We start from the raw sequence: 25,634 nt of genomic DNA, 5'->3' as shown, positions 1-25,634 counted from the left end.
ACGGCGGGCTGCGCGGCACCGGGATCAACGGTCGGGATGCCGGCGGCAGTCGCCGCTCCGGTCAGATCAGGTGTGGCCGCAGCGGCCTGAGCCGCATCGGAAGACGTCGGACCGGTCTGCGGGGCCCCGGCCTGTGGAGAAGCAGCCTGTGGAGCAGCGGGCTGCGCTGCCGCCGCAGGGGCGGAAGCGCTACCCCCAGCGCCGGCGGCCTCATCGCTCGGAGTGGAAGCGCCGCCGCGGCGCGCAGTCTTGCCGGTCGCGTGGCCGGCGGCGTGCCCGTCCGGGCCGCGGTCGTGCCCGGAGCGTGGTCCGGCGACAGCCGGCGCCGGGCGCCCTGCCCGGGCCCCGGCGTCGTGTGGGGCTTCCGGCAGGGACCTGCGCGTGGCGGCCCCGACGGCGTCGTTCAGGGCGCTGCCGAAGCGTTCCCCCGTGCCCGCGGCGGCGCGGGAACCCGACTGCGCGCCGCGCGCCGCGGCCGCCGTCTTCGTGAGGGCGGAGGCAAGGTCCGACGTGGCCGGGCCCTTCACGAGCCCGCCCCGGCCGGGACAATCCGGCGGATCGCGGTCAGGTTGGACTGCTGCTCCCAGGCGTCACGGATCTGGATGGTCTTCCCGGGGACGGGCGCGTCGATCGCCTTGCCGTTGCCGAGATAGATGGAGATGTGGTTACCGCCGAAGCTGATCAGCAGGTCGCCCGGCTTGGCCTGCGCCAGGGACGCCACCGGGGTACCCACCTTCATCTGGTCGCTGACGACGCGGGGAATGTCGACGCCCAGGTCCTTGAAGACCCGCTGGGTGAAGCCGGAGCAGTCCATGCCCGTTGCCGGGTTGGTCCCGCCCCAGACGTACGGCACGCCGATGTACTTCTTGGCCATGGCGACGACGTCGGTGCCGGTGGCGCTGCCCGGTGCGACCGGCGCTGCTGCGGGGGTGGTCGGGAGGGCGAGCCCGGTGAGGGCGCCCAGGCCAAGCCCCGGGGCTGCCCCCGTCAGGGAGGACAGGTCGGTCTGCGTGGTGCCGCCGGTGCCGCCGAGGGCCGCCGTCAGCGCGTCGGTGAACGCGGCGGAGTTCGCGGTTCCGGTGCCGGACGCCAGCGTCGACACAGCCGAGGCTTTCTGTGCCGCGGCGGTGCTCTGCGCGGTCTGCGCGGGACGGGTCAGTTCCGCGATCATCGATTGGATGCCCTGCATCCGGCCCAGGGCCTCCGCCATGCTCATGAGCGCACCTGCTGTTCGTCCCGGTGCCAGATGGTGGAGGAAATCTCATCCAGGGCGGACTGCTCGGCGCGAAGCTCCTCGGAGGCGACCTCGGCGTGGTGCCGGGCGGCCAGCTTCTCCAGGCCCACCGAGCGGGTGCGCGCGGCGATGAACTCCTCGCGTGCTGCCGTCTCGTCGGCTTCGGCCACGCGGCTCAGGGTCTGCAGGTCCGCGAGCATGCTGTGCGATGCCGAGCGGGCCGCCGCGACGGCGCGCATCGACGCCGAGCTGACGATGTCCGGGTCCGTGTCCGCCAGCTGGCGGCGGGCCGAGGCTTCCCGGGCGCGCGCCGAGGTGGACCGTGACCGGGCGCGGGCCAGGCCCGAGGCGGCCTGGTCCTGCTGGATTTGGCGCAGGCGCAACAACCCGGCCAGAGAGAATTGCCGGCTCATGCTGCGGCTCCCAGGATCGACGTGAGGTGGCCCAGCTGACGCCAGGACTCGGGGTGGGGGGTGGACTCTTCCATCGGCTGCTGCAGGAACGCGGCAACGGCGTCTTCGTTGGCCAGGGCCGCGTCCACGAGCGGGTTGGTGCCTGACTGGTAGGCGCCGACGTCGATCAGGTCCTGCGCGGACTTGCGGGCCGCCATGACCTTGCGCAGCGCTGCGGCGGCCGTCAGGTGGGGCCGGGCGTTGACCTTGGATGCGACGCGGGAGACGGACCCGAGCACGTCCACAGACGGGAAGTGGCCGGTCACGGCGAGCTTGCGGTCCAGGACCACGTGCCCGTCCAGGATGGAGCGGGCCGCGTCGGCGATCGGTTCATTATGGTCATCGCCGTCCACCAGAACCGTGTAGATCCCGGTCACGGACCCGGTCTCGGCGGTGCCGGCGCGCTCCAGCAGGCGCGCCAGGATGGAGAAGGTCGACGGCGGGTAGCCGCGGGTGGCAGGCGGTTCGCCGGCGGAGAGCCCGATCTCGCGCTGGGCCATGGCCACGCGGGTGAGCGAGTCCATCATCAGCACCACGTCCTGCCCCGCATCGCGGAAGGACTCGGCGATCCGGGTGGCGGTGAACGCGGCGCGCATGCGCATCAGAGCCGGCTCGTCGGAGGTGGCGACTACGACGACGGAGCGGGCCAGGCCCTCGGGGCCAAGGTCGTCCTCGAGGAATTCCCGGACTTCACGGCCGCGCTCCCCCACCAGGGCGATTACGGACACCTGCGCGTCGGTGCCCCGGGCGATCATGGAGAGCAGGGAGGACTTGCCGACGCCGGAGCCGGCGAAGAGGCCCATGCGCTGGCCCTTGCCCAGGGTGGTCATGGTATCCAGGACCCGCACCCCGGTCTGCAGCGGGGTGTCGATCCGGGCGCGTTTCATGGCGTTGGGCGCCTCGTTGTCGATCGGCACGCGGGGGCCGCTGAGCAGCGGACCCTTGTCATCGATCGGCCGGCCCAGGCCGTCGAGGACGCGGCCGAAGAGCCCCGGGCCGGTAGGCACCAGGACATTGCCGCCCTTGGCACGGACCGGGTCCCCGGCGGCGATGCCGGCGAGCCTTCCGAGCGGCATGCAGCGCACGGAGCCGTCCAGCGCGGCGACCACCTCGGCGTCGAGCCCGGGGTTTTCGCCCACCGTGAGCAGGTCACCGAGCGCACAGTCCAGGCCGGAGACCTCCAGGCCCAGGCCCACGACAGAGGTGACGATGCCGACGCGCTGCGGGGCGGCAGCGGCGAGGGCGGCTTCGAAGTCCGCGGCGCGGGGCCGCCACAGGGTTTTCATGGCCGGCCTCCCGGGGCGGGAGGGGCGGGGGGGTATTGGTGGTCGTCGAGCAGGGCCGCCTTGGCCCGGGCCAGGGCGGTGCCGAGGCTGGCGTCGAGCCAGCCCTGCAGGTATTCGACCTTGGCGTCGCCGCGCTGAAGGGACGGGTCCGCCACGAGCGGCAGCCCGCCGGGTTCGTCCTGCCCCTCGCGGCGCAAGACCTCGATGTCGGCCGGGTGCAGCCGGATGGCTAGGACGGTGGCGGCGTCGGACCCGGAGAGGGCACGGGCCAGCGCGGCGCGGGCCGTCCGGGTGCCCTCGGCGAGTTCATAGCCGAGGATGGCCTCGGCCAGTTCCAGGGCGGTGCGCGCCAGCACCTCTTCGGCCTCGTGCAGGGCCTGGACGTTGCGGTGGGCGAAGTCAGTGCGCGCGACGGCCAGGGCGCGGACGGCGCGGTCCAAATCCTGCTGCCCGGCGGCCAGTGAGGCTGCCTGTTCGGCGGCCATCCGGTCGCGCCAGCGGCGCTGCTCCTTGGCGGCCGCGCGGACGCCGGCGGCGTACCCGGCGGCGTGGCCCTCGGTGTAGCCGGCCTGTTCGTTGGCGGGGCCGGTAGAGCGCAGCGAAGGGAAGACGATCCGGGCAGGGGCCTCCCCCGCGGCGCCCGCCGTCGTCGCGCCCGCGGCGCTCCGCCCGTCAGTAAACATAGTCCTCTTCGTCCCCGCGGTGGATGACGATCTGGCCCTCGTCGACGAGCTCCCGGATGGCGCGGACGACGGCTGCGCGCGCCTCCTCGATCTGCGACGCGCGGAGCGGGCCGAGCGCGGCCATCTCGGATTCGAGGATTTCCAGGTTGCGGCCGGAGACGTTGGTGGTGATGGTTTCCAGAACCTGCTCGGTGGCACCCTTCATGGCCACGGCCAGGACGGAGGCGTCCAGGCCGCGGAGCACCAGCTGCACGTCCCGGCGTTCCAGCTTGATGATGTCGTCGAAGGTGACCATCTGCGCGCGGATCTCCACGGCCAGGTCCGGGTCCAGCAGGTCGAGGCCGTCCAGGACCGAGCGCTCGGTGCCGGCGTCGGTCCGGTTGATGATCTCCAGCAGCGGCTGGATGCCACCCACCACCTTGGAGGCCTGCTGCGAGACGGCCGCGCCGCCGCGGAGCTTCAGGGTGTCGGCGACGATGCCGATGGCCTCGGGTGCGCCGGAGCCCATGGTGGCGATGCTGAGGGCGACGTCGGCGCGCAGCGAACCGGGCAACCCGGACATCACCGCGGAGGCCTTGCGGGGGCTCAGGTGCGCCAGGACCAGGGCGATGGTCTGCGGCAGTTCGCCGTCGATCAGGGCCAGGATCTGCACCGGCTCGATGTCCTCGAGGAACTCGAAGGACTTCCCTGCCATGTTCACCGTCAGGCGGTTGATCAGGCCGGCGGCCTTTTCCGAACCGAAGGAGGCCTCCAGCAGGCCCTCGGCCAGTTCCCGGCCGCCGCGGGCGGAGCGCGGGCTGCTGAGGGCTGCCTCGTGGAAGTCCTTCATGATCTTCTCGGCGGTCTCCGGGTCCACCTTGCGGAGCCGGACGATCTCCGCGGCGATCTCCTCGGCCTCCATGTCGGTCAGCTGCGCCATCACCAGGGCTGCATTGGTGGGGCTCATCTGCATCAGGACGACGGCGGCGCGCTGCGTGCCGGTCAGGGCCTCACCGGTTTTCATGCCGGCTGCCTGTCATCCATCAGGCCGCGCAGGTAATCGGCCGCCTTCTCCGGGTTGTTGGCCACCATCGCGTCGATTTCCTGCATCCGGCGCTCGGCCTCGAGGACCTCCGGGGCCGGTGCGGGCAGCGGCAAGGGCTCCAGCGGCCGCGCGATCAGCGGGATGGCGGAGGTGGCCGGTGCGGGATCGAGCGCGGTGACGGTGGGGACCGGAGGGAGCAGGTCCAGGCGTTCGCCCAGGTCCACCGGTTCCCGCTTCTGGCGGCGGCGCAGGATGATCGTGATGATCAGGGCCAGGATCAAGAGGCCCAGCAGGATGCTGCCGGCGGTGACGAGGGTGCCGAAGAACGCCTGCTGCTTCTGCGCCTCGATCTCGGCCTTGGCTGCATCCAGGGAGGCGTTGGCCTGGTCGGCGGCCGCTGTGCTGAACGGGATGACCTCGACGGTGACGACGTCGCCGCGGTTCTTGTCGACGCCGGCAGCGGAGGTGACCAGGGCCGTGAGGGAGCCGATGTTCAGTCCGCCGGCGGCGGACTGGCTGACGGCCACGGAGATGGTCTGGCGCTTGATGGCTCCCGGCGGGATGGTCCGGTCCTCGGTGACCTTGTTGACAGCGTTGTTCTTGGTCTCCGTGGTGGAGTCGAAGTTGCCGTTGCCGCTGCTGCCGCCGGGCACAGAGATGTTGTCCGGGCCCAGGACGCCGGCGGCGCCTCCCCCGGTTCCGGTGTACTTCTCGGTCTTGGACGACTCGCTCAGCGGCAGTGCGCCGGCGGTGTTGGAGAAGGTCTCGCTCTTCTGCTGGGCGGATTCTCCGGTGACGTCGGCGGCGACGGCCACGGTGGAGTTCCCCGGGCCTACCACGCGGTCCAGGACGGCGCGGACGGCGTCGCCGGTGCGCTGCTGGTAGTCCGTGGCCTGCTTGGAGGAGCTACCCGCCGTCGTGCCGCCGACCGTGGACAGGACGTTGCCCTGGGAGTCCACGACCGAGACGTTGGAGGGCTTGAGGTTTTCAATCGCGGCCGAGGTCAGGTGGACGATTGCCTGGACCTTGTCGCTGGAGAGGGTCACGCCGGGGGCGGTCTCAATGAAGACGGAGGCGGTGGTGTCCGGGGTCTTGGAGACGAAGACGGTCTTCTCGGGGATGGCCAGCCGGACGGCGGCGGTCTTCACGCCCTCCATGGCGCCGATGGTGCTGGCGAGTTCGCCTTCAAGGGCGCGCTTGTAGGTGACCGACTGCTGGAACTCCGAGGACGTGACGCCCATCTTGTCCAGCAGCGAGTAGCCGGTGGCGGCTGCGGTGGGCAGGCCGGCGGAGGCTGCCTTCAGCCGCTCGTCGTAGACCTTTTCCTGCGGCACCAGGACGGTGGCGCCGCCGTCGCTGAGCTCGTAGGGGACGCCGTCCTTTTTCAGCTGGTCGACGATCGCGCTGGCGTCGGCGCTCTTCAGCCCGGAGAACAGCGGCGTCAGGGTGGGCTTGGACAACCAGGCAGAGAGCGCCACGATGCCTACCACCAGGAGGGCGGCACCGATGACGGCCAGGGTGCGCTGGCCGGTGGTGAAGCTTTTGAGTCCGTTGCCGAAGCGCTGGAAGAAGATGGTGATCTGCGGAGGCATCAGGCCTGCATCCTCATGATCTCGTTGAACGCGTCAACGCCCTTGTTGCGCAGGGACGCAACCAGTTCCAGGGTGACCTGGGCGCGGGTAGCGGCGATGGTGGCGTCCTGGATGTCGTTGAGGTTGCCGGTGACGGCGGAGACGGCCAGCTGGTTCGACGTCGACTGGAGTTGCTGGAGGTTATCGACGGCGCCGGTGAGGGACGCCGCGAAGCCGGAACCGTCGGTACCGGACACGGCCGAGGCGCCGCCCACGTAGTCCGTGGGCATGACGCCCTGGACCGGGGCGATGGGGGAAACAGGCATCAGGATCGTCCAATCTCAAGTGCAGCCATGTAGGTCTCACGGGCGCGGTCAACGACCTGGGCGTTGGCCTGGTAGCCGCGCTGGGCAACAATCAGGGAACCCATCTGTTCGGCCATGTCGATGTCCGGGTATTTGACGTTGCCGTTGGCATCGGCCAGCGGGTGGTCCGGCTGGTAGACGATCCGGCCGGCGCCGCTGCCCAGGGGTGTGCTCTTGACGTAGACACCCTCGCCGCCGGTGTTTTCGGCCGCCTCCACATACTTCTGCTGGAAGGCGTTGCCGGAGGTGGCGGAGACGTTGTTCATGTTCGCGAGGTTGTCCGAGACGGCGTCGAGCCACTTGCGGTGGACCGTGAGGGCGGAGCCGGCGATGCCGATGGCGTCAAAGGTCATGAGCTGGTCCTCATTGCCGAACGGACGCCGCTGAACTCGTAGCCGATCGCCCGCGAGGCGAACTGGAAACGGAGCACGGTGTCGATGTTGGAAAGGGTCTCGGTATCCAGGTTCACGTTGTTGCCGTTGAGCTGGGTGGGTTCCAGGGAGGACGCCGTCGTGGCCTGCACACGGCCGTCGCCGGACTGCACGGACTGGGCCAGGGCATCCTCGAAGCTGACGCGCTGGGCGTGGTAGTTAGGCGTGTTGACGTTCGCGATGTTGTTCGCGATCGCACGCTGGCGCTGGGACAGCCCGTTGAGGGCGCTGGCCAGGGCGGCGGAAGTCACGGATTCGAGCACAGAGTCCTGCCTGGGAAAGGGTGGGGCTTGGCCGATCCGTGGCCGGGAAACGAGCGATCCGTGCTCTTACTGTGGTTATCGGCACAGCTCAGGGCCGCGTTAGGGAAATTTGAAACAACTTTTTCGGGAGGGTTTTGCCGAACGCCGGCGACCGGTACTGTTCCCGGAATCAGCCCTGGACGTCGAGGTACACGGCCCGTGACGGGGAGCTCAGGCTCGGGACGGTGCTGAGCGCGTGGAGCTGGCGGGAAACGTCCTGTTTGGCCGCCTCCAGGCGTTTTGCGACACGCTCCTGCGCTGCGGAGAGGGCCATGGCGCGGCGCCGGGCCTCGGGAGGCAGGGGTCCGCTGAGCACCGGCGGGCTCCAGCGTTGCACGGGCAGCGCTGACTCCTGCTGGTGCAGCGGCGCCGAGAGCGGCCCGAGCGGATCATTCAAGGTTCTCTCCGCGGCATTCACGGCCATTTCCAGGACGTCCAGCACCAGGAGCCATGCGGCAGCTGCGGGATCATCCGGCTGCCCGGTGCGATTGCCCTCCCCCAAGGAAGCTTGTTCAGCCAAAGCCGAGGCTCCCGCTTCCGGAGCCTGATGAGGCAGCCCATGAACCGGCGGCGGCGAACGACGACGGCGCAGCGGCCTGCGCGGGCTGCGCGGCTGGAATCGCCGCGGCGGCCTCGTGCCAGGCCTGGCGCAAGGGTTCCAGAAGGTCGATCGCCTCCCGGGTCAGCACCGCGTTGCGCTGGATGTTGGCGTTGACCAGGGCCGTGAAGGCGTAGTTGTAGAGCCCCAGCAGCCCATCCGCGCCGTCCCAGGAGTCGGTCTTCAGGGAGGAAATCAATTCCGCGATGATGGACTGGCCATGGAGCAGGTTTTCGGAGGCGACCTGCCAGTTGGCGGCCTGCTGCGCCCTCTCGGCGCGGCCAAGGTCCAGCAGCAAACGGTCGTAGAGCATGGTCAGCAGTCGGGCCGGTGGTGCAGACAGTACCGAGTCCTCCAGGTACTGGTTGCGCTGGCTGGTGCCGTAGCCGGCACCGAAGCCGCCGAGGGGGTTGCTTGTCATTACTTGGAACTTCCGGTGGAGAGGCCTGCCAGCTGCGAGGACAGCCAGGACTGTTGAGCCTTCATGTTACTCATGGCCACCTCAAGGGCCGAGTAGGTGCTCTTGAGCGTCGCTTGGCGGTCCGCGAGCCGGGTGTCCCAGTCGCTGATCTGGCTCGCCAAGTCACTGACCTCGGACTGATGGCCCTTGATGGTGGTGGTCAGGGAACCGGTGTAGGGATCCGAGCCAGCCGTCGCAGCCGCCGCGATCCGCCCGGCGATTTCCTGCACCTTGGCCTTCGTGCCTGCCGGGTCGGCGGCCAAGGCCGCACCGAACTTGGTGGCGTCGAATTCCATCGTGCCGGTCTTGGTGATGCTGATGCCCATGTCCGACGGCGATGTCGGCGGCGTGCCGACAGGCAACGAAGCGGCCGACAAAATGTCCTGATTCACGGAGCGAACCGTGCTGTCGCCGGAGAAAATTCCGGCGGAGGTCGTCGTACCGGTGGTCGTGGTGCTGGTGCTGACGGCGGTCCGGCTGGCCACATAGGCAAAAATTCCGTTGACACCGTCCACCAGGTCCGAGGCCATCTTGGTGATGCCTGCGTTGTCGCTGGCGACCGTCAGCGTCGCGGTTCCGGCGGTGACGTCCTTGGCCGTGATGGTCACTCCGGGGAGCAGGTTGGTGAAGGTGTTCGTCGAGGAGGTCACTGTCTGCGCGACGGCCGAGCCCGGCCAGAGGGTCACCTGCGCGTCCTGTGCGGTCTTGACGTCCGTGTAGGTGGTGCCCGGGTCTGTAATGGTGAAGGCGCCGGCCGTTCCGGACTTGGCGGCGGTGAACTGGAGACGGAAATTTCCGCCGCCAACGTCGACCTTGCTGGCGGTGACGCCCGAGCCGGAGGCGTTCACCGCGCTGACAACGTCATCCAGGCTGTTGGATGCCGGAGTGACGGTGTAGTTCGCGCCGCCGGTGTTGATCGTCAGGGTCGTGTAGGGCCAGCCCGTCACGCCGTTAACTGCGGGGGTCACCGTGACCTGGGTCTGGGCAAGCTGGGTGACCTGGAAGTCAAGGGAACCGGGCTTCGCGCCGCTCGACGTCGTCGCCGTGACGTTGGGGCTGGTCGTGGTTGCGCTATAGAGGTCCAAGGCAGCTGGCTTGGCCACTGCTGTGGCTTGGGTCGCCAGGGCTGCGACCTTGCTGTTCAGCCCCTGAAGTGCCGACACCATGTTTTGGACGTCGTAGGACTTGTTCTTGAGCAGGGTCTGCGGCAGCGCCTCGGTCTGCATGATGGAGCTGATCAGGGCGGTGGTGTCCAGCCCACTGGCCAGTCCGTCGAGGGAAATTCCCATCGCTGCCTCTCCTTGCTGAAGAAGTTCGTCTTAATCGCTTGCTTTTGGAGTATTGGTGTTGCACGTAAGGGCCGGACGATGGTTGTGCCATCATCCGGCCCTTTCGCGGTGATCGGGGGGTGTCTCTTCGTCCGACCAAGGTGGCTGGCCTCTAGGAACTAGATACCTGCCGGATCAGGCCTAGCGCAGGAGGGAAAGAACGCCCTGGCTGGACTGGTTGGCCTGGGCCAGCATGGCGGTGCCTGCCTGGGAGAGAATGTTCGCCTTGGTGAACTTGACCATTTCCTGAGCCATGTCGACGTCGGCGATGCGGGACTGAGCGGCCTGCAGGTTCTCGCCGGCGACGTTCAGCGACTTGATCGTGTGCTCCAGACGGTTCTGCGAGGCACCCAGGTCCGCGCGAGAGGTCGAGATGTTCTTGATCGCCTTATCGATGTTCTCGATGGTGGTCTGCGCCGTGGTTGCATCGGTCACGGTGAAGCCGGCTGCAGCAGTGCCGACGGTTCCGCCCGTCAGCGTGACAACATCGGCCAGTGCGGTCTTGAGGTCGGCGTTCTTGACGGAGATCTGAGACGTGGCGTCGCCCTCGGCACCGACCTGAATCTTCAAGGTCGCAGGTCCCGCGACGGTGCCCGCCTGGAACAGGTTGATCCCACCGAAGTTGGTCGACTCCGAAATGCGAGAAAGTTCGGAGCCGAGCTGATCCGCTTCCGTCTTGATGGCAGTCCGGGAATCGGCATTGTTGGTGTCGTTCGCACCCTGGACTGCGAGGTCGCGCATGCGCTGCAGGATGGAGTGAACTTCGGTCAGGGCGCCTTCAGCGGTCTGGATGACCGAGATGCCGTCCTGGGCGTTCCGGGCGGCCTGGGCCGAACCGGTGACCTGGGCCTTCAGGCCTTCGGAGATAGACAGGCCGGCTGCGTCATCCGCTGCACGGTTGATGCGCAGGCCGGTGGACAGCTTCTCCAGGGACTTGGAGAGATCGTTCTGGGTGGAATTGAGGTTGCGGTACGAGTTGTTCGCCGCGAGGTTGTTGTTGATAACGAAGCCCATGGTATTTCCTCCGTGAGTTGGGACTGTAAGCGACGGCCCATCCGTGGGCCTTCAGGAGTAGTTATCGCCCCGGAGGGGAAGCTGGTAAGGAGAAATCGAAAATTCTTTTTGGCGACATCCGCCGACGTCGCCCCAGCAGTTATCAGCCTTATTCCTGCTAACACCTGCGGAAACCCTGCCGATAGTTTGTACGAACCCTGCTGCGGTCCGCACCGTCCGCACGTCGCACACCGCCGCAGTAGGTACCGCTTAACCCGCGCATCATCGACACCACTGAGGGAGCCGTCCGGATCATGGCCATCCACGAACTTTCTGCCTTGCTTTGGCGGGAGCGTGAACTCCTGGACGTACTGACTTTTAAGCTCGAAGAGGAGCAACTGCTCCTGACGTCCGGCAAATCACGCTGGCTGCCGCACGGCACGAAGGAAGTCGAGCAGGTACTCGGACACCTGTCCGAGGCGAGCCTGGCCCGGACCATCGAGGCAGCAGTCGTCGCCGAAACGTGGGGCCTTCCCACGGACGCGACGCTCAGCGAGCTGGCAGCGGCAGCGCCGGAGGGCGCCTGGGCAGAAGTGCTGACGGCCCACCTGACCGCGCTCACCCGACAGACGGCCCTCATCAAGGAACTCCGGGACGCCAACGAGCAGTACCTGCGCTCTGCGGTCCGATCCACCCAGGAGTCCCTGGCGGATCTGCGACCGGCCGCGGCTGGCACCTACGACGCCCAGGGGAAGACCGGGGACTCCGCCGGCTCACGCATCTTCGACCAGCGATTCTAAGGAAGCACCCATGAGTACCTTCGGCGCCCTGAATACCGCCTATCGCGGGCTGACCGCCGCACAGCAGGCCATGACGGTGGCCGGCCAGAACATCGCCAACGCCGCGACCGATGGTTACACCCGGCAGCGGGTCGAGCAGTCCGCCATCGCCGCGCCCGCCCAGGGCCTGAACGGCTCGGGGCGCCCGGAGGTGGGCCAGGGGGTCTCCGTCGACTCCATCGCCAGGCTCGGCAACACCAGCCTGGACGCCAGCGTCCGCTCCGCCAGTGCACAAGCCGGTTACGCCAGCACACGCTCCGCCGCGCTCCAGGGAATTGAAGGCGTGCTCCAAGAGCCCGGAGACAATGGCATCTCCACAGCCCTGCAGGGCTTTTGGGCCGCCTGGCAGGGAGCCGCCAGACAGCCGGACGACGACGGGCCCAAGGGTCTGCTGCTGACTGCCTCCAACTCCCTCACTGACAAAATTTCGACCGGGTACCAGGCCCTGAAGGCTCAGTGGAGCAGCGTCCGCGCCAAGGCCTCCGACGCCGTGGACGCCGTCAATGCTGCCGCCAGCCAAGTCGCGGCCTACAACGCGACCATCCGCTCCACGGTCGCCGCCGGCGGCACAGCCAACGAACTGATCGACGCCCGCGCAAAGCTCACTGAGACCATCGCCCGCCTGGCCGGCGGCACTGTCCGGGAGCAGCCGGACGGCACCGTGGATGTCCACATCGGCGGCAACGCGCTGGTGATGGGCACCTCCGTCCGTGCCCTGGCGTTGTCCGGGCAGTCCACGGACGCCCTCGGCGCGCCCGTGCAGCTGCTCTGGAAAAACCCTGATGGCGTCGCCTCAACCGATGGTGGGGAAATCGCCGGAGCGCTTTCGGTCCTTGCCCCGGCGGCCGGCGGCAACGGAGGCGCAATCGCGGAGGCAGCCGCCTCCTACAACGGGTTTGCTAGCGCTTTAGCCACGGCCGTCAACGCTGTCCACCAGACCGGCACCACGGGAAGCGGCACCACGGGCACGGACTTCTTCACCGTCACCGGCCCCTCGGCCGCGCTCGGTATCAAGGGACCGATCTCCACCTCTGCAGTGGCCCTCGGCAAGTCAGGCGCCGGCGCGTTCGACACCAGTGTCGCCGACGCCATGGCCCAGCTGGGCACCGGCTCCACGTCCCCGGATAAGCTCTGGTCCGGCATCGTCACCGGCATCGGGGTGCAATCCCGGGGAGCCCAGCAACGCGAGGACCTCGCCGCCGCAACCCAAGCCTCCGCGGTGACGGGCCGGGCATCCCAGACCTCCGTCAGCCTGGACGAAGAAAACGTCAACCTGCTCACCAACCAGCACGCCTACCAAGCGGCGGCACGCGTCATGACCGCCGTCGACGAGGCCTTGGATGTCCTGATCAACCGCACTGGCCTGGTAGGAAGGTAGAACCATGCTTAACCGCGTTACAAACCTGACCATGACCGCGGCGGCGCAGCGGACCCTGCAGACGCAGCAGTCCAAGCTGGCCGACCTGCAGGACAAGGCGAGCACGCTCAACAAAATCTCGCGCCCCTCGGACGACCCAGCCGCCACCGCGCAGGCACTGGAAACAAGGGCGTTGCAGGCCGCGAATGCCCAGTACGGCCGGAACATCGACGACGGCAATACCTGGTTATCGGCGGCCGACTCCGCCCTGCAGCAGGCCACCAACGTGATGCAGCGGATCAAGGACCTCACCGTCCAGGCCGGCAACGGCACGCTGCCGCAGTCCGGCAAGGACGCGATTGCCAATGAACTGGACTCGCTGAACCAGGACCTCATCAACGTTGCCAATTCCAAACACCTCGGCCGCAACATCTTCGCGGGCAATTCAGACAAGGCAACGCCCTTCGATGGCGCAATGCCGCCGACGTTCGTCGCCGCCGGGACCAGCCCGGTGGAACGGCGCATCAGCGAGACGCAGACCGTGCGGGTGGACGCCGACGGCGGCACGATCTTCGGCAGCGGTACCGGCTCGGTCTTCGATACCGTCAATAAACTGGCTACGGACCTGCGCAACGGCGCCGACACCATGCCGCGCGTGAGCGAGATCGACGACGCCTACAAGAAAATCGTCAACGGACGCGCCGACGTCGGAGCGCGCCAGGCGCAACTGGACCGCGCCGGCACCGTCAACACAGGAATGGAGGCTTCCTTGGACGCCCAGCGGACCGGGATTGAAAAAGCTGACCTCGGCAGCGTGATCATGGACCTGAAGCTGCAGGAAACCAACTACCAGGTGGCCCTGGCCGCCACGGCGCGGGTCCTGCAGCCCACACTGATGGACTTCCTGCGATGAACTCCGTCCTGAGCAGCACCCCCGTGACCTTCACGGCCCCCATGCCGGGGCTGGAAGCGGTCCACGACTTCGCGCTCCGCAGCATCGACAGCGCCCCCGGACTCTTCGCCCTCGAATCGGAGTCCGCGCCCGTGCGGCTCTTCCTGGCGGACGCCGCCGTGTTCGTCCCCGACTACAGCCCCCGCCTGCCGCGCCCCGCGCTGGAGGCCCTTGAGCTCTCCGACGGGGAGTCGCCCCGCCTGCTCGTGGTGGTCAACCACTCCCCCGAGGGCACCACCGTGAACCTGATGGCGCCGATCGTGCTGAACGAGACCGCCCGCAAGTGCACCCAGCTGGTGCTGGACGGCAGGGAGTATCCGCTCCGGGCAGTCCTCGGCGCCGCCTAAAAGCTGTAACCGGCCCGGCTTAGCGCCTACCAGTAGTGTCCGACGTCGATCACCAGCCGTGAACCGGCGTCCGGACCCGGCAGCGTGAACACCCGGAACGGCAACCTGGCCCGCACCCCGAGCCCCAGGGTGCTGTACCCCTCGAAACTGCCCGCCCAGGCGACCTGGCGGAACGTCCGGTATCCGGTGACATCAGTCAGTTCGTTCTTGTTGGCCGGCGAATACGTGGCCTGCCCGGCGTCGTCGTAGGCCGGTGAATTTACCGTGATCTGCAGGAACGCCAGGCCGCGCAGCGGTACCGGCATCCCGGAACCCTCCTGCGCCACCTGCGGAACGTACCGCACGGTGTACCCGCCTGCAGGCCCCCTGAGGTCAACCACCAGCCGGTCGTAACAGTAATGCTGGCCGGTCCGGACGTTCGTCACCGGAGCCCGGCCCATCGCCGGATCCGATTTGGCCAGCGAGCCCCAGACCTGCCCGCAGTACGGCGCTGCGACGGCGGCCCCGGGAGCCGCCAACAGCAACCCGGCCGCGAGCAGCAGGGCCATCAGCCAGCCTGCAGGTTTCCGTGAACGGATTCGAGTCATCACTGCCACCCCTCGGGCCACCCGGATTTCATGCTTTTCCCGGATTCTTCCAGCGTAGGCCCGCTGTCGCCGGACGGGGAGGGCCCAAGGTCCGGCGGTCCATCAACCGTGACCCGTCATCAACCGCAGGTAACGCCAGTATAGGAATGCAGTACACAAAAGCGCCCGGCGCCGCTCCCCAAGGGAGTCGGCGCCGGGCGCTCAGGCGGTAAAAACTGGTACGGGCCGTGGTGCCGGCCCGACGGGAAGGCTGTTTAGCCCTCGCAGTCGCGGCAGTACTTCAGGCCGTTCTTTTCCTTGGCGACCTGGGACCGGTGACGGACCAGGAAGCAGGAGGAGCAGGTGAACTCGTCGGACTGTTCGGGAACGACGATCACGGTCAGTTCTTCGCCGGAAAGATCGGCTCCGGGAAGGTCGATGCCCTCGGCGGTGTCGTTCTCGTCGACATCGATAACAGCAGTCTGGGCGCCGCCGCCACGGGACGCCTGAAGGGCCTCCAGCGATTCAGCGGGAGATTCTTCTTCTGTCTTGCGTGGGGCGTCGTAATCGGTAGCCATAACGGGATTCACTTTCGTTGCTGCATAGCGCCATTTCAGGCACCTCAGTGAAGCAGTTTAGGGCATCATCGCAGAAGTTGAAGAATAGTGTGCGCAAGGCGACATCCGGGGCAAAAAATCCCCGTGATGGCGCGGAAGATGTCAGTTTTTATGGTGCTGTTGCACGGCTCAGGCGACCGGCCAGACCACCAGCGTTTTCCAGGTTGCGGGGTTCGGCTCCGCGGCCGGGTCGGTGAGATAGTACTCCCACATGGCCTCCCCCGGGGTGAGCCCGTCCGCTTGCATCTTTGCCATGACGGCTCCGTAGGTCTGAGGGAGGGTGTCGTACGGGCCAACGTGCGTGGCCTCCAGCGCCCGGCCGCCGGGAAGGGTCCCGGCGACGACGGCACCGTCGCCCCCTCCCGGATAGGGGCCCGCGAGCGGAAAGCCGGCTTCGACATCGACGACGTCGGTAGGCGTCCCCCGGTACAGCGCGAACGGCGGGCCCGCCAGCTGGACGTTCTGTCGCTGGACGGCGGTCATGACGGAACGGTATGCCCGGTCGAAGAAGTCCCGCAGGTCCGCCATCGGCACTGTTTCGTGGATGACCGCGGTGGGCTGCTCCTGCCGGTCGCTGACGGTGATCTCCGGGGCGGCGTGGGGCTGGTGTTCGTTCATACGGCCACCCTCCCCGCGCCCCCGGTTCCGGTCAAGGGCCGGTTGGACCCCAGATTGGCCCCCGGTCGGTCCCCCGGGTAACTCCCCCGCGACCCTAGGACGCGCCCCTAGGACGCGGCCGGACGGCGGTTGCGGTGCAGGAACCGGTTGACCCGTGCACGGAATTCCACCGGATCCGCGGCCGGACCCGGCGGCAACGCCTTGGCCGGCTGTTCCACCGGGGCCAGTCCCTGGTTGACCGCCGCCTTGGACGCCCGCAGCGAGGCCAGCGACAGGCCGGACCAGTGTTCCGTCAGCGCCGCCGCCACCGCGGGACCGCGGCCCGGGTCCGCCAGGGTGCTGACGAGTCCCATCGCGTGGGCCTCAGCGGCGGAGTGAATCCGGCCGCCGAAGAGCAGATCCTTGGTTTTGGACGGACCGATCCGGAGGGACATCCGGTTGGCAAAGGTGGGCGGAATGAGCATCCCCAGCCGGGCGATCGGCATACCGATCCGCGCGGTCTCCTCCAGGACCTGCAGGTCGCAGGCGAGCGCCAGCTGGCAGCCCGCGCCTGTGGCGACACCCTGCACCAGGGCCACCGTCGGTACCGGGATGGCCTCCACGGCCTGCAGCGCCTCCTCTATGGCACCGAAGGCGCCGGTCACCTGGTCCCCGCTCGCGTCCTGCCACTCCCGCAGGTCCGAGCCGGAGCAGAAGGTCCCGCCGGCACCCCGAATCACCACGGCACGGACGGCGGGGTCCGCGGCGAGCACCCGGGCCTCGGCCGCGAGCGCCCGCCACTGGTCCGAGTCGAGGGCGTTGAAGCGTTCGCCGGTGCCCACCTCCAGGTGGGCGACGCCGTCGTCGTCGATATCCAGCCGGACTCCCGGGGCGTGCCCCACCGCGGCCGTCACTGCACCGCGCCGCTGCTGTGCAGGGCGTGGATCCGGTCCGCGTCCAGGCCCAGCGACGCCAGCACCTGGTCCGTGTCCTGGCCCAGGACGGGCGGGGCGGTCCGCACCGAGGCGGGCGTCCGGGTCAACCGCACCGGGCAGCCCACCACCTTCATGGGTCCGGCGGTCGGGTGGTCCAGCTCGGCCACCATCCCACGGGCCAGCACCTGGGGATCGGCGAGTGCCTGGTCCACAGTCTGGATCGGTCCCACCGGCACACCGGCCTCGTCCAGTGTGCGCACCCAGTCCTCCGTGGTGCGGGTCCGCATGATGGCCTCGATCGCGGGAATCAGTTCCTCCCGGTGGGCTACGCGGGACGGATTGCTCACGTACCGCGGATCCCCGGCGAGCGCCGCGTCGCCGAGGGCGTCCGCGAAGCGCCGCCACAGCCCGTCGTTACCGACGGCGACCATGACGAAGCCGTCCGCAGAGGGGAACGCCTGATACGGGGCGATCGTGGGGTGTGCCGAGCCGTAGCGGCGCGGAACCTCTCCGCTGGCGAAGTAGCCGCTGGAGACGTAGGTCAGCCAGGAGACGGACCCGTCGAGCAGGCTGATGTCCACCCACTGGCCCTGCCCGGTGCGCTGCTTCTCATGCAGGGCGGCAAGGACGCCGATGGTGGCCCACATCCCGGCGACCAGGTCCGCGCTGCTGACGCCCACCCGAACGGGCGGGCCGTCGGTCTCCCCGGTGACGCTCATGATCCCGCTGCGGGCCTGGGCGATCGCGTCGTAGCCGGGCCGGAGCGCGTCCGGGCCGGTCTGGCCGTAGCCGCTGATGGAGGCGTAGACCAGGCCGGGGTTGTCCTTGGAGAGCTCCTCGTAGCCCAGGCCCAGGCGGGCGGCGGTGCCGGGGCGGAAGTTCTCCACCACGATGTCGGCGCGGCGGGCGAGCTCCCGGACCACTTCGAGTCCCTCGGGGGATTTGAGGTCGACGGCGAGGCTGCGCTTGTTCCGGTTCACGGAGAGGAAGTACGCGGCCTCCTCGCCTTGAAACGGAGGGCCCCACTGGCGGGTGTCGTCGCCGGCGCCGGGCTGCTCGATCTTGATGACGTCCGCGCCGAGGTCCGCGAGGGTCATGGTGGCGAACGGGCCGGAGAGAATCCGGCTCAGGTCCAGGACCACCAGGTCCTTCAGCGGTCCGGCGGCTTCCGTGGTCTCCGGCCCGGCCCCTGTCTGCGGGCCTGACGTCTGCGGGGCTGCCGCCCCGGCGTCGTTCGTTGCCTCTTGGCGGAGTGCGGTGTCTGTCAGGCTCATACGGTGGCTTCCGTCTTGGTGGCGGCGCTGGTCGGGAAGCGGTGGCCGGCCTTGGGCAGGAAGATCAGGGCCAGCATCGCGACGGCGCAGCAGGCAATGATGTACAGGGCGATCGCCGTCGAGTTCCCGTACTGGGCCAGGAGGGCCGCAGCGATCAACGGCGCGGGGCCGCCCGCCACCACGCTGGCCAGCTGGTAGCCCAGCCCGGCGCCGGTGTAGCGGATGTCGGCGTCGAAGCTCTCCGCTATCAGCGCAGCCTGCGGGCCGTACTGGATGTCGTGCAGGATCAGGCTGACCACGATCGCGACGCCCACAATGAAGGGTTCCCGGGTGTCCAGCAGGGCGAAGTAGGGAAAGGCGAAGAGCGCGGTCAGCACGATGCCCACGCCGTAGACCCTGCGCCGGCCGAAGCGGTCCGAGAGCCGGCCGAACAACGGCACGCTCACCAGGCCCAGCGCGGCGGCGATCAGGGTGTCGTCCAGGATCGAGTTGCTGTTGAGCTGCAGGTGCTTGACGGCGTAGGTGATCACGAACGTGATGAAGAGGTAGAACGGTGCCTGCTCGGACATGCGGACCAGGGCCGAGAGCAGGATTTCCTTGGGCTGGCGCTTGATGACCTCGATCAGCGGGTTGCGGACGACCTTGTTGGACTTGCGGATGGCTTCGAACTCGGGGCTCTCGATCACGCGCATCCGGACGAAGAGGCCGACGCCGATCAGCAGGATGCTGATGATGAACGGGATGCGCCAGCCGAAGCTCGCAAAGCCCTCGGTGCCGGTGATGCCGGAGGTGATGCGGACGACGCCGGTCGAGAGCACCAGGCCCAGCGGCACGCCGATCTGCGGCCAACTGGCGGAGAAGCCGCGGCGCTGCTGGTGGCCCCATTCCATGCTGAGCAGCACGGAGCCGCCCCATTCGCCGCCGACGCCGATGCCCTGGATGATGCGCAGCAGGGTCAGCAGGATGGGGGCGGCGACGCCGATGGCCTGGAAGGTGGGGAGGAAGCCGATCAGCACGGTGCCGAAGGCCATCAGGAAGAGGGTGACCATGAGGGTGGTCTTGCGGCCGATCCGGTCGCCGTAGTGGCCGAAGATGGCGGCGCCGACGGGGCGGGCCACGAAGCCGACGAACTGGGTGCCGAACGCGGCCAGGACGCCGGCGAAGGCCGACTGTCCCGGGAAGAAGAGCTGCGGGAAGACCAGCGCCGCCGCCGTCCCGTAGAGGAAGAAGTCGTACCACTCGATGGTGGTGCCCACGACGCTGGCAACGGTTGCCCGCCGTGCGGCCTGCTCTCGGGTTACTGCCTGAACTGTCATCATCACTCCGTTGTTATGACGCGGCTGGGCCCAATGCCCTTGCTTGGATGGAGGCGTTGCCGGGTGCTCGCGGGCTCCTGGCCCTTTTCACCCTTTGCGCAAAACCCACAATATGGTTTCGCAACCCATATTGCGGGTTTAGGCTAAAGCTGTCAATGGAAACTCGGAGGTTTAGCCGACGATCGAGGGGCGCGTAATCCGTCAGGACACCGGGACCCGCTGGCTATGATGGACACCCGTAGAGAAAGACGGTGGCAGGTGGCAGCTGGCAACGCGGCGGCAAAAGAGCAGGGTGACCGGACGACCCCCATCCTTGTGCTGGGCAAGGTCAGCGACATCCTGAATTGCTTCTCGATCGATGCGCCGGAACCGACGCTGCAGCAGATTGCCCGGGCCACCGGCCTGCCGGCGAGCACCTGCCAGCGGCTGGTGCAGAACATGGTGCGCGAGGGATTCCTGGACCGCGACGGCGACCGCTACCGGATCGGCCTGCGGCTGGTCCAGTGGGCCGCGCCGGGCACCCTGGGCCTGGACGTGGTCCGGCTGCTGCACCCGATCATCCAGCAACTCCGCGACGACAGTGGTGAGACGGCGTGCGTCTACATGCGGGACGGGCAGTACCGCACCGTGGTGGCCGTGGCCGAAACCCGGCACGTGGTGATGCGGCCCTTCCTGGTGGGCCAGGTGATGCCGATCCACGCCGGCGCACCCGGCAAGATCTTTCTGGCCTTCGACCCGGGAGCGCGGGAGGCCCTCAAGGACACCGAACTGACCCGGTTCACCGACATCACGCCGGTCAGCTGGAAAGAGCTTGACGCGCAGGCGGAACTGGCCCGCGAGCAGGGCTACTTCGCCGCGTTCGGCGAACGGAACAGCGACGTCGGGTCCATCAGCGCCCCCGTCTTCCGGTACGACGGGCAGCTCGCGGCCGTCCTGGGCGTGGGCTTCCCGACCCAGCGGGTCAGTGCGGCGGACGTCCCGCGGCTGGGCCCCATGGTGGCCGGCGCCGCCCGTGAAGCCAGCGCCGCCCTGGGCTACCGGCCACCCACGCCAGCATCCGCCATCGAAGGGAACCATCCGTGACCGCTGCCGACGCCGCACCCCGCCGTCGTACCTACGACGCGCTGCTGCAGGACATCGAGGCGGACCTGCGTTCCGGGAAGATCAAGCTCGGCGACCGGCTGCCCGGCGAACGCACGCTCGCCGAAAACTACGGGATCTCCCGGGCCTCGGTGCGGGAGGCCATCCGCATCCTGGACGCGATGGGCGTGCTGCGCAGCTCGGTCGGGTCCGGTCCCACCTCCGGGGCGATCGTCATTTCGAACCCGTCGGCCGGCCTGTCCTCGGCCCTGCGGCTGCATGTGGCCAGCAACCGGCTGCCGGTGGAGGACATCGTGCAGACGCGCGTCCTGCTGGAGACCTGGTCGGCGCAGGCCGCCGCCACCCGGCCCCGCGACGAGGGCGATGCCGGTCTGGAGCAGGCGGCCCAACTCCTGGCGGCCATGGACGATCCGGAGCTGGACCGGCCCACCTTCCACGAACTCGACGCCCGGTTCCACGTCGCGCTCAGCTCCCTGGCCGGCAACACGGTGGTCGCCACCATGATGGAGTCGCTCAGCGGCGCGATCGTGGATTACGTCAAGGGTGCCATGGACGCAATGGAGGCCTGGCCGGAGGTCCTCGCGGTCCTGCGGGCCCAGCACCACGGGATCTACGACGCCGTCCGGGACCAGGACGGCGAGCGCGCGGCCCGGCTGCTGCGCGAACACATCGAGTGGTTCTACGAGCGGGCCCAGGAAGTCTCGCCGCGGCAGCCCTCCCCGGTACCTAGGGGTTAGACTCGGCCCATGTCACGTTGTGGGGGAACGAGGACCAACCGGGCCAACGCCATGCTGACCGGGGGCGTGCTGCTGTGCGTGGCGGCCGGATCGCTGGCCGGCTGCACCTACGAGGACGACGACGGCGGGCGGCCGCCTGCCACACCGACGTCGGCGGTTACCCCCAGGCCCACCCGCACCATTCCTGCCGTCGCACCCGACATCCTGGCCGCGCAACAGCGGAACGAGGCCGAACTGGAGAGGCTACTCGCGGGGGCGACGGGGCCCGTGCTGCTCGCCGATTCCGGTCCTGCGGACGGCAACGGAGTCGGCTTCCAGAAGGCGGGGCGGGTCAAGACCGCGGGCGACTACCAGGTCACGGCCGCCTGTATCGGGACCGACGCCGCACACATCGTGAACTCCCAGGACGAAACGCCCGCTGGCCCGACCAATATCGCTTTTGACTGCACGGCGCCAACGTCCCGGACGGTGAGTCTGTTGCCGGGCTACGTCAGGGCCGCGCTGGTCAGGAAAAATCCCACCGGCCCGTGGACCGGCGCAGTGGCCGGCGTCCGGATCACCGGGCCCTAAGACGTTAACCCCCGAAAAATAACCCCCCCCCACCCCGGGCACAAGCGCCGGAACGGAGGGGTATCACTGGGCCCCCTGTCGGATTCGAACCGACGACCCCCGCTTTACAAGAGCGGTGCTCTGGCCAACTGAGCTAAGGAGGCAATCCGCCGTCGTCGTATCCGGCGGAAAGCGCAGGAGGACAACGGCTAGATAAGGGTAGCCCACCGATGCCCGGCGGTAAAAAATGCGCCGCCACACAAAAGCGGCCCGGCCCCGGAGAACTCCGGGGCCGGGCCGCACCAGCGGACGTGGTGGTTACTTCTTGGCGTCCACCGCTGCCTGCAGGTACTGATCGAACGGGGTGTTGGCGCTGTCGCCCTTGCCCCACTGCTTGCCCTCGACGAAGACGGTCGGCGTGCCGGTGACCCCGATGGCCGCGGCTTCCTGGGTCGTGTACTTCACGTACGGGCGGTAGGTCTTGTCATCCACGCACTTGTCGATGTTCTGCGCACCGGTGTCGGTGGCCAGCTTCTTCAGCTCGTTGTCGGAGAGGCCGGCGCTGCCCTCGGCGGGCTGCTTGGCGAACAGGGCGTCCACGAAGGCCGCGTACTTCTCCGGGGACTCGTTCACCACGCAGGCCGCGGCGGCGGCGGCGCGGGAGGAGTAGTTGGTGGTGGAGCGGGTGTCCAGGAAGCCCAGCGGACGGTACTCGACGGTGATCTTGCCGTCGTTGCGCAGCTTGGTCATGGTGTCGTTGTACTGCGCCTCAAAGTTCTTGCAGACCGGGCAGATGAAGTCGATGTAGAGGACAACCTTGACGGGCTTGCCGGCCTCGGCATCGGCACCGGGGGCCTTCAGGTCTGCCGGCGGGGTGGCCGGGGCGGCGGGAACGTCGGAGAGCTTGACGGTGGCGGCGTCGCTCTTCGCCACGTCCGTGTTAGCCAGCAGGGTCACGCCGCCGTGGACGTTGCCGTTGGCGGGCGTGGGCCCGGAGTCGGCCACGGGAGCGTTGTTCTTGATGTTGGAGGTCACCACGAGGGCCACCACCACGATGATGGCGACGACGGCGGCGACAATGCCCCAGCCAATGAGCAGTTTGTTGCGCTTGTCCTTCTTGAGCTGGGCCTCGCGGATCTCACGGGCCTTCTCGCGGGCCGCGGCGGTGCGCTCAGCTTTGGACTGACGGGGTTCGTTTGCGGGGCTCATTGGTTCCTCGTGTCGATCGGCCTGGACTGCGCCAGCGGGTGGCACGGTCATCATTTTAGGTGAGAAAGCTGGGGAGCCTGCGCTTTCAAGTTTCTTCCCGTGTGCCCAACGGACGAATAGCCCGGAAGATTCCGCCCCGATAGGGTGAACACAAGCCACAAGCGACCCCAGGGAGCACGAATGCAAGCAACCGAAAGCGCAGAGCACCGCGCCGAGAAGCACCACGAGCATGGCACCGACGCGGGAACCGAGGGCAAGGCCGCGGGGCACCAGGGCGGGACGGACGACGTCGACCGTTTCGATTTCATGGTGGTGTCCAACCGCATGCCGGTGGACCGCTGCTCCCCCGACGAGCCCGGCTGCGAGGACGGCTGGCGCCGCTCCCCCGGCGGCCTGGTCACGGCGCTGGCGCCGATGATGACCAAGACCGACGGCGCATGGGTGGGCTGGCACGGCGCCCCGGACGAACACCTCGAACCGTTCAGCCACGGCGGCATCGACCTGATCCCGGTACAGCTGAGCACCCGCGACGTCGAACTGTACTACGAGGGCTTCTCCAACGCGACCCTCTGGCCGCTGTACCACGACGTGATCGCCCCGCCGGAGTTCCACCGCGCATGGTGGGACACCTACCGCCGGGTCAACAAGCGTTTCGCCGACGCCGTCATCCGCCACGCCGCGGAGGGCGCCACTGTCTGGGTGCAGGACTACCAGCTGCAACTGGTCCCCCGGATGCTCCGCGAGGAACGCCCGGACCTGAAGATCGGCTTCTTCAACCACATCCCGTTCCCCCCGCCGGAGATCTTCGCCCAGCTGCCCTGGCGCCGCGCGATCATCGACGGCCTACTGGGCGCGGACCTGATCGGCTTCCAGCGCAGCAGCGACGCCGGGAACTTCATGCGCTCTGCCCGCCGCTTCCTCGGCGCCAGCGTCAAGCAGCAGCAGGTGCACGTCAAGGGCACCGACGGCCAGACCACCCACATCGCCCGGGCCCAGGCCTTCCCGATCTCCATTGACGTCAAGCAGATCAGCGAACTGGCACAGAAACCGGAGGTCATCGAGCGGGCCAAGCAGATCCGCCGCGACCTCGGCAACCCCAAGACCATCCTGTTGGGCGTGGACCGGCTGGACTACACCAAGGGGATCCGGCACCGGCTCAAGGCCTATGAGGAACTCCTCGAGGACGGCAAGGTCACGGTCGAGGACGCGTCCCTGATCCAGGTGGCCAGCCCCAGCCGAGAGCGTGTAGAGCAGTACCGGCTGCTGCGCGAAGAGGTCGAGGGTACGGTCGGCCACATCAATGGCACCTATGACACCATGCAGAACACCGCCGTCCGCTACCTGCACCACAGCTACCCCATCGAGGAGATGGTGGCGCTGTACCTGGCCGCAGACGTCATGCTGGTCACCGCCCTCCGCGACGGCATGAACCTGGTTGCCAAGGAGTACGTCACGGCCCGCACGAACAACGACGGCGCGCTGGTGCTCAGCGAGTTCGCCGGCGCCGCGGACCAGCTCAAGCAGGCGCTGCTGATGAACCCGCACGACATCGACGGGCTCAAGGACACCATCATGCGGGCCGTGAACATGGAACCCGCCGAGGCCGCCCGCCGGATGCGGGCCATGCGCAAGCAGATCCTGACCAACGACGTCGATCTCTGGTCCGCGGACTTCCTCCGCGCGCTGCAGGAAAAGGTGGTGCGTGATGACTCCTGAGCCCGACGCCAAGCTCTCCCTGTCCCCCGAACTGCTCGAGGCGGTGCGGCGTATCGCCGGCACCGAGGAGCTGCTGGTGGCCATGGACTTTGACGGCACCATGGCCCCGCTGGTGGATCACGCGGAGGACTCCCGCGCCCTCCCCCGCTCGGCCGCGGCGTTTGCCGCCCTGGCCGAACTGCCGCGGACCACGACGGCGCTGATCTCCGGCCGCGCGCTGGACAGCCTGCGCTCGGTCGCGTCCCCGCCGGAGAAGACCCTGCTGATCGGCAGCCACGGCGCGGAGATCTGGATGGGTCCGGGCTCGGCCGAGCTTCAGCTCGACGAGGATCAGCGCCGGCTCCTGGCCGACGTGCGGGCCGTCCTGGAGGAGATCGTCCACGTGGCACCCGGCACCCTGCTCGAGGAGAAGCCGGCCGGCGTCGTGCTCCACACCCGGCTGGCCGCGGACGACGTGGCCGAGGACGCCGTGGCCGCGGCGAAGTCCGCCCTGAAGGACCGCGCCGGGGTTTACCTGAAGACCGGCAACCGGGTCCTGGAGACCTCCGTGGTCCACGCCTCCAAGGGCGAGGCGGTGTCCTTCCTTCGGCAGGCCACGGGCGCGTCGGCGGTGGTCTTCGCCGGCGACGACACCACGGACGAGGACGCCCTGCGCAGCCTGGTCTCAGGCGACCTGGGAGTGAAGGTGGGCCTGGACTTCACCCAGGCGGAGTTCCGGGTGGAAGCCCCGCCGCACGTGTCCGAACTGCTGGAGGCACTGCTGCGCGAGCGGAAGGCCGCCGTCGGCAGCTGACC

The 25,634-nt window shown here is 68.5% G+C and carries 29 protein-coding genes and 1 tRNA gene; 9 read left to right on the top strand and 21 right to left on the bottom strand.

Features of this window, described 5'->3' with window-relative positions:
* Positions 1 to 523: 523 nt before the first annotated feature.
* The 13 genes from ACFUCU_RS13460 to ACFUCU_RS13400 all read right to left on the bottom strand — a co-directional run bounded on the left by ACFUCU_RS13460 (position 524) and on the right by ACFUCU_RS13400 (position 10,748).
* Positions 524 to 1,216, bottom strand: a complete 693-nt coding sequence (locus ACFUCU_RS13460) for a C40 family peptidase (RefSeq protein ID WP_377973067.1) — start codon at positions 1,214 to 1,216, stop codon at positions 524 to 526.
* A complete protein-coding gene (locus tag ACFUCU_RS13455; RefSeq protein ID WP_290258752.1) occupies positions 1,213 to 1,647 on the bottom strand; it encodes a flagellar FliJ family protein in 435 nt (144 codons plus the stop codon). The genes ACFUCU_RS13460 and ACFUCU_RS13455 overlap by 4 nt, the downstream gene beginning before the upstream one ends.
* Positions 1,644 to 2,972, bottom strand: a complete 1,329-nt coding sequence (locus ACFUCU_RS13450; RefSeq protein WP_377973066.1) for a FliI/YscN family ATPase — start codon at positions 2,970 to 2,972, stop codon at positions 1,644 to 1,646. Before ACFUCU_RS13450 ends, ACFUCU_RS13455 begins: the two co-directional genes overlap by 4 nt.
* The gene (locus tag ACFUCU_RS13445; protein ID WP_377973065.1) at positions 2,969 to 3,655 is read right to left on the bottom strand and encodes a FliH/SctL family protein; all 687 of its coding nucleotides are present in this window, start codon (positions 3,653 to 3,655) and stop codon (positions 2,969 to 2,971) included. Before ACFUCU_RS13445 ends, ACFUCU_RS13450 begins: the two co-directional genes overlap by 4 nt.
* A complete protein-coding gene (gene fliG, locus ACFUCU_RS13440) occupies positions 3,645 to 4,658 on the bottom strand; it encodes a flagellar motor switch protein FliG (RefSeq protein WP_290258756.1) in 1,014 nt (337 codons plus the stop codon). Before fliG ends, ACFUCU_RS13445 begins: the two co-directional genes overlap by 11 nt.
* Positions 4,655 to 6,271 (bottom strand): flagellar basal-body MS-ring/collar protein FliF, encoded by a 1,617-nt coding sequence (gene fliF / locus ACFUCU_RS13435; protein ID WP_377973064.1) that lies wholly within the window; start codon positions 6,269 to 6,271, stop codon positions 4,655 to 4,657. The genes fliG and fliF overlap by 4 nt, the downstream gene beginning before the upstream one ends.
* Positions 6,271 to 6,576 carry a flagellar hook-basal body complex protein FliE gene (gene fliE, locus ACFUCU_RS13430; RefSeq protein ID WP_290258759.1) on the bottom strand — a complete coding sequence of 102 codons (306 nt, stop codon included), beginning with the start codon at positions 6,574 to 6,576 and terminating at the stop codon, positions 6,271 to 6,273. Before fliE ends, fliF begins: the two co-directional genes overlap by 1 nt.
* Positions 6,576 to 6,968: a flagellar basal body rod C-terminal domain-containing protein gene (locus ACFUCU_RS13425; protein WP_364138802.1), complete on the bottom strand. Its 393-nt coding sequence runs from the start codon at positions 6,966 to 6,968 to the stop codon at positions 6,576 to 6,578. The genes fliE and ACFUCU_RS13425 overlap by 1 nt, the downstream gene beginning before the upstream one ends.
* Positions 6,965 to 7,309 carry a flagellar basal body rod protein FlgB gene (gene flgB / locus ACFUCU_RS13420; protein ID WP_290258761.1) on the bottom strand — a complete coding sequence of 115 codons (345 nt, stop codon included), beginning with the start codon at positions 7,307 to 7,309 and terminating at the stop codon, positions 6,965 to 6,967. Before flgB ends, ACFUCU_RS13425 begins: the two co-directional genes overlap by 4 nt.
* Positions 7,310 to 7,478: 169 nt before the next feature.
* A complete protein-coding gene (locus tag ACFUCU_RS13415; RefSeq protein WP_377973063.1) occupies positions 7,479 to 7,868 on the bottom strand; it encodes a hypothetical protein in 390 nt (129 codons plus the stop codon).
* Positions 7,861 to 8,367, bottom strand: coding sequence for a flagellar export chaperone FliS (gene fliS, locus ACFUCU_RS13410; RefSeq protein WP_377973062.1), 507 nt, complete (start codon positions 8,365 to 8,367; stop codon positions 7,861 to 7,863). Before fliS ends, ACFUCU_RS13415 begins: the two co-directional genes overlap by 8 nt.
* Positions 8,367 to 9,695 (bottom strand): flagellar filament capping protein FliD, encoded by a 1,329-nt coding sequence (gene fliD, locus ACFUCU_RS13405; protein WP_377973061.1) that lies wholly within the window; start codon positions 9,693 to 9,695, stop codon positions 8,367 to 8,369. Before fliD ends, fliS begins: the two co-directional genes overlap by 1 nt.
* 180 nt (positions 9,696 to 9,875) lie before the next feature.
* The gene (locus tag ACFUCU_RS13400; RefSeq protein WP_377973060.1) at positions 9,876 to 10,748 is read right to left on the bottom strand and encodes a flagellin; all 873 of its coding nucleotides are present in this window, start codon (positions 10,746 to 10,748) and stop codon (positions 9,876 to 9,878) included.
* Between the two features lie 293 nt (positions 10,749 to 11,041).
* Between ACFUCU_RS13400 and ACFUCU_RS13395 the strand changes: the two genes are divergently transcribed.
* From ACFUCU_RS13395 to fliW, 4 genes are read left to right on the top strand one after another with little or no spacing between them, the layout of a single operon-like run.
* Positions 11,042 to 11,527, top strand: coding sequence for a flagellar protein FlgN (locus tag ACFUCU_RS13395; RefSeq protein ID WP_377973059.1), 486 nt, complete (start codon positions 11,042 to 11,044; stop codon positions 11,525 to 11,527).
* A gap of 10 nt (positions 11,528 to 11,537) precedes the next feature.
* Complete coding sequence (gene flgK, locus ACFUCU_RS13390; protein ID WP_377973058.1) at positions 11,538 to 12,944, top strand: flagellar hook-associated protein FlgK; 1,407 nt, start codon at positions 11,538 to 11,540, stop codon at positions 12,942 to 12,944.
* A 4-nt stretch (positions 12,945 to 12,948) separates the two neighbouring features.
* Complete coding sequence (flgL, locus tag ACFUCU_RS13385; RefSeq protein ID WP_377973057.1) at positions 12,949 to 13,836, top strand: flagellar hook-associated protein FlgL; 888 nt, start codon at positions 12,949 to 12,951, stop codon at positions 13,834 to 13,836.
* On the top strand, positions 13,833 to 14,222 hold the full coding sequence (gene fliW / locus ACFUCU_RS13380) for a flagellar assembly protein FliW (RefSeq protein ID WP_364138815.1): 390 nt from the start codon (positions 13,833 to 13,835) through the stop codon (positions 14,220 to 14,222). Before flgL ends, fliW begins: the two co-directional genes overlap by 4 nt.
* 26 nt (positions 14,223 to 14,248) lie before the next feature.
* Here the strand turns inward: fliW and ACFUCU_RS13375 are convergent, their stop codons facing one another.
* The 6 genes from ACFUCU_RS13375 to ACFUCU_RS13350 all read right to left on the bottom strand — a co-directional run bounded on the left by ACFUCU_RS13375 (position 14,249) and on the right by ACFUCU_RS13350 (position 19,527).
* Positions 14,249 to 14,770: a hypothetical protein gene (locus ACFUCU_RS13375; protein WP_377973056.1), complete on the bottom strand. Its 522-nt coding sequence runs from the start codon at positions 14,768 to 14,770 to the stop codon at positions 14,249 to 14,251.
* 293 nt (positions 14,771 to 15,063) lie between these two features.
* A complete protein-coding gene (locus ACFUCU_RS13370) occupies positions 15,064 to 15,366 on the bottom strand; it encodes a DUF4193 domain-containing protein (RefSeq protein WP_056741192.1) in 303 nt (100 codons plus the stop codon).
* 168 nt (positions 15,367 to 15,534) lie between these two features.
* Positions 15,535 to 16,023 carry a GyrI-like domain-containing protein gene (locus ACFUCU_RS13365; protein WP_377973055.1) on the bottom strand — a complete coding sequence of 163 codons (489 nt, stop codon included), beginning with the start codon at positions 16,021 to 16,023 and terminating at the stop codon, positions 15,535 to 15,537.
* 107 nt (positions 16,024 to 16,130) lie between these two features.
* Positions 16,131 to 16,916, bottom strand: a complete 786-nt coding sequence (locus tag ACFUCU_RS13360) for an enoyl-CoA hydratase/isomerase family protein (RefSeq protein ID WP_377973054.1) — start codon at positions 16,914 to 16,916, stop codon at positions 16,131 to 16,133.
* Positions 16,913 to 18,211 (bottom strand): CaiB/BaiF CoA transferase family protein, encoded by a 1,299-nt coding sequence (locus tag ACFUCU_RS13355; protein ID WP_377973053.1) that lies wholly within the window; start codon positions 18,209 to 18,211, stop codon positions 16,913 to 16,915. The genes ACFUCU_RS13360 and ACFUCU_RS13355 overlap by 4 nt, the downstream gene beginning before the upstream one ends.
* Entirely contained in the window at positions 18,208 to 19,527 is a 1,320-nt protein-coding gene (locus tag ACFUCU_RS13350; protein WP_377973052.1) for an MFS transporter, read from the bottom strand. Before ACFUCU_RS13350 ends, ACFUCU_RS13355 begins: the two co-directional genes overlap by 4 nt.
* A 258-nt stretch (positions 19,528 to 19,785) precedes the next feature.
* Here ACFUCU_RS13350 and ACFUCU_RS13345 point away from each other — a divergent pair, with 258 nt between their 5' ends.
* From ACFUCU_RS13345 to ACFUCU_RS13335, 3 genes are read left to right on the top strand one after another with little or no spacing between them, the layout of a single operon-like run.
* The gene (locus tag ACFUCU_RS13345; RefSeq protein ID WP_290258777.1) at positions 19,786 to 20,610 is read left to right on the top strand and encodes an IclR family transcriptional regulator; all 825 of its coding nucleotides are present in this window, start codon (positions 19,786 to 19,788) and stop codon (positions 20,608 to 20,610) included.
* A complete protein-coding gene (locus tag ACFUCU_RS13340; protein WP_377973051.1) occupies positions 20,607 to 21,365 on the top strand; it encodes a FadR/GntR family transcriptional regulator in 759 nt (252 codons plus the stop codon). Before ACFUCU_RS13345 ends, ACFUCU_RS13340 begins: the two co-directional genes overlap by 4 nt.
* A 9-nt stretch (positions 21,366 to 21,374) precedes the next feature.
* Complete coding sequence (locus tag ACFUCU_RS13335; RefSeq protein WP_377973050.1) at positions 21,375 to 21,935, top strand: hypothetical protein; 561 nt, start codon at positions 21,375 to 21,377, stop codon at positions 21,933 to 21,935.
* Positions 21,936 to 22,004: 69 nt separating this feature from the next.
* Here ACFUCU_RS13335 and ACFUCU_RS13330 read toward each other — a convergent pair.
* A tRNA-Thr gene (locus tag ACFUCU_RS13330) sits at positions 22,005 to 22,078 on the bottom strand.
* 154 nt (positions 22,079 to 22,232) lie between these two features.
* The gene (locus tag ACFUCU_RS13325) at positions 22,233 to 23,123 is read right to left on the bottom strand and encodes a DsbA family protein (RefSeq protein WP_377973049.1); all 891 of its coding nucleotides are present in this window, start codon (positions 23,121 to 23,123) and stop codon (positions 22,233 to 22,235) included.
* Between the two features lie 306 nt (positions 23,124 to 23,429).
* Between ACFUCU_RS13325 and ACFUCU_RS13320 the strand changes: the two genes are divergently transcribed.
* Both ACFUCU_RS13320 and otsB read left to right on the top strand, forming a co-directional pair.
* A complete protein-coding gene (locus ACFUCU_RS13320; protein ID WP_377973176.1) occupies positions 23,430 to 24,839 on the top strand; it encodes a trehalose-6-phosphate synthase in 1,410 nt (469 codons plus the stop codon).
* Positions 24,829 to 25,632, top strand: coding sequence for a trehalose-phosphatase (otsB, locus tag ACFUCU_RS13315; RefSeq protein WP_364138829.1), 804 nt, complete (start codon positions 24,829 to 24,831; stop codon positions 25,630 to 25,632). Before ACFUCU_RS13320 ends, otsB begins: the two co-directional genes overlap by 11 nt.
* Positions 25,633 to 25,634: the final 2 nt, after the last annotated feature.

The organism is Arthrobacter sp. NPDC057259 (genome assembly GCF_042668995.1).
Taxonomy (GTDB): domain Bacteria; phylum Actinomycetota; class Actinomycetes; order Actinomycetales; family Micrococcaceae; genus Arthrobacter.
This window is presented reverse-complemented; position numbering and strand designations above follow the sequence as displayed.

Excerpts from the sequence above, each read along its gene's own strand:
- fliW (WP_364138815.1), top strand. The coding sequence starts at position 13,833 with ATGAACTCCGTCCTGAGCAGCACCCCCGTGACCTTCACGGCCCCCATG.
- ACFUCU_RS13400 (WP_377973060.1), bottom strand. The coding sequence starts at position 10,748 with ATGGGCTTCGTTATCAACAACAACCTCGCGGCGAACAACTCGTACCGC.
- fliS (WP_377973062.1), bottom strand. The coding sequence starts at position 8,367 with ATGACAAGCAACCCCCTCGGCGGCTTCGGTGCCGGCTACGGCACCAGC.
- fliF (WP_377973064.1), bottom strand. The coding sequence starts at position 6,271 with ATGCCTCCGCAGATCACCATCTTCTTCCAGCGCTTCGGCAACGGACTC.
- ACFUCU_RS13350 (WP_377973052.1), bottom strand. The coding sequence starts at position 19,527 with ATGACAGTTCAGGCAGTAACCCGAGAGCAGGCCGCACGGCGGGCAACC.
- flgK (WP_377973058.1), top strand. The coding sequence starts at position 11,538 with ATGAGTACCTTCGGCGCCCTGAATACCGCCTATCGCGGGCTGACCGCC.
- ACFUCU_RS13445 (WP_377973065.1), bottom strand. The coding sequence starts at position 3,655 with ATGTTTACTGACGGGCGGAGCGCCGCGGGCGCGACGACGGCGGGCGCC.
- ACFUCU_RS13335 (WP_377973050.1), top strand. The coding sequence starts at position 21,375 with ATGTCACGTTGTGGGGGAACGAGGACCAACCGGGCCAACGCCATGCTG.
- otsB (WP_364138829.1), top strand. The coding sequence starts at position 24,829 with ATGACTCCTGAGCCCGACGCCAAGCTCTCCCTGTCCCCCGAACTGCTC.
- fliD (WP_377973061.1), bottom strand. The coding sequence starts at position 9,695 with ATGGGAATTTCCCTCGACGGACTGGCCAGTGGGCTGGACACCACCGCC.
- ACFUCU_RS13320 (WP_377973176.1), top strand. The coding sequence starts at position 23,430 with ATGGTGGTGTCCAACCGCATGCCGGTGGACCGCTGCTCCCCCGACGAG.
- ACFUCU_RS13395 (WP_377973059.1), top strand. The coding sequence starts at position 11,042 with ATGGCCATCCACGAACTTTCTGCCTTGCTTTGGCGGGAGCGTGAACTC.
- flgL (WP_377973057.1), top strand. The coding sequence starts at position 12,949 with ATGCTTAACCGCGTTACAAACCTGACCATGACCGCGGCGGCGCAGCGG.
- ACFUCU_RS13375 (WP_377973056.1), bottom strand. The coding sequence starts at position 14,770 with ATGGCCCTGCTGCTCGCGGCCGGGTTGCTGTTGGCGGCTCCCGGGGCC.
- fliE (WP_290258759.1), bottom strand. The coding sequence starts at position 6,576 with ATGCCTGTTTCCCCCATCGCCCCGGTCCAGGGCGTCATGCCCACGGAC.
- ACFUCU_RS13325 (WP_377973049.1), bottom strand. The coding sequence starts at position 23,123 with ATGAGCCCCGCAAACGAACCCCGTCAGTCCAAAGCTGAGCGCACCGCC.
- ACFUCU_RS13425 (WP_364138802.1), bottom strand. The coding sequence starts at position 6,968 with ATGACCTTTGACGCCATCGGCATCGCCGGCTCCGCCCTCACGGTCCAC.
- ACFUCU_RS13460 (WP_377973067.1), bottom strand. The coding sequence starts at position 1,216 with ATGAGCATGGCGGAGGCCCTGGGCCGGATGCAGGGCATCCAATCGATG.
- ACFUCU_RS13370 (WP_056741192.1), bottom strand. The coding sequence starts at position 15,366 with ATGGCTACCGATTACGACGCCCCACGCAAGACAGAAGAAGAATCTCCC.
- ACFUCU_RS13355 (WP_377973053.1), bottom strand. The coding sequence starts at position 18,211 with ATGAGCCTGACAGACACCGCACTCCGCCAAGAGGCAACGAACGACGCC.
- ACFUCU_RS13365 (WP_377973055.1), bottom strand. The coding sequence starts at position 16,023 with ATGAACGAACACCAGCCCCACGCCGCCCCGGAGATCACCGTCAGCGAC.
- ACFUCU_RS13455 (WP_290258752.1), bottom strand. The coding sequence starts at position 1,647 with ATGAGCCGGCAATTCTCTCTGGCCGGGTTGTTGCGCCTGCGCCAAATC.
- fliG (WP_290258756.1), bottom strand. The coding sequence starts at position 4,658 with ATGAAAACCGGTGAGGCCCTGACCGGCACGCAGCGCGCCGCCGTCGTC.
- ACFUCU_RS13450 (WP_377973066.1), bottom strand. The coding sequence starts at position 2,972 with ATGAAAACCCTGTGGCGGCCCCGCGCCGCGGACTTCGAAGCCGCCCTC.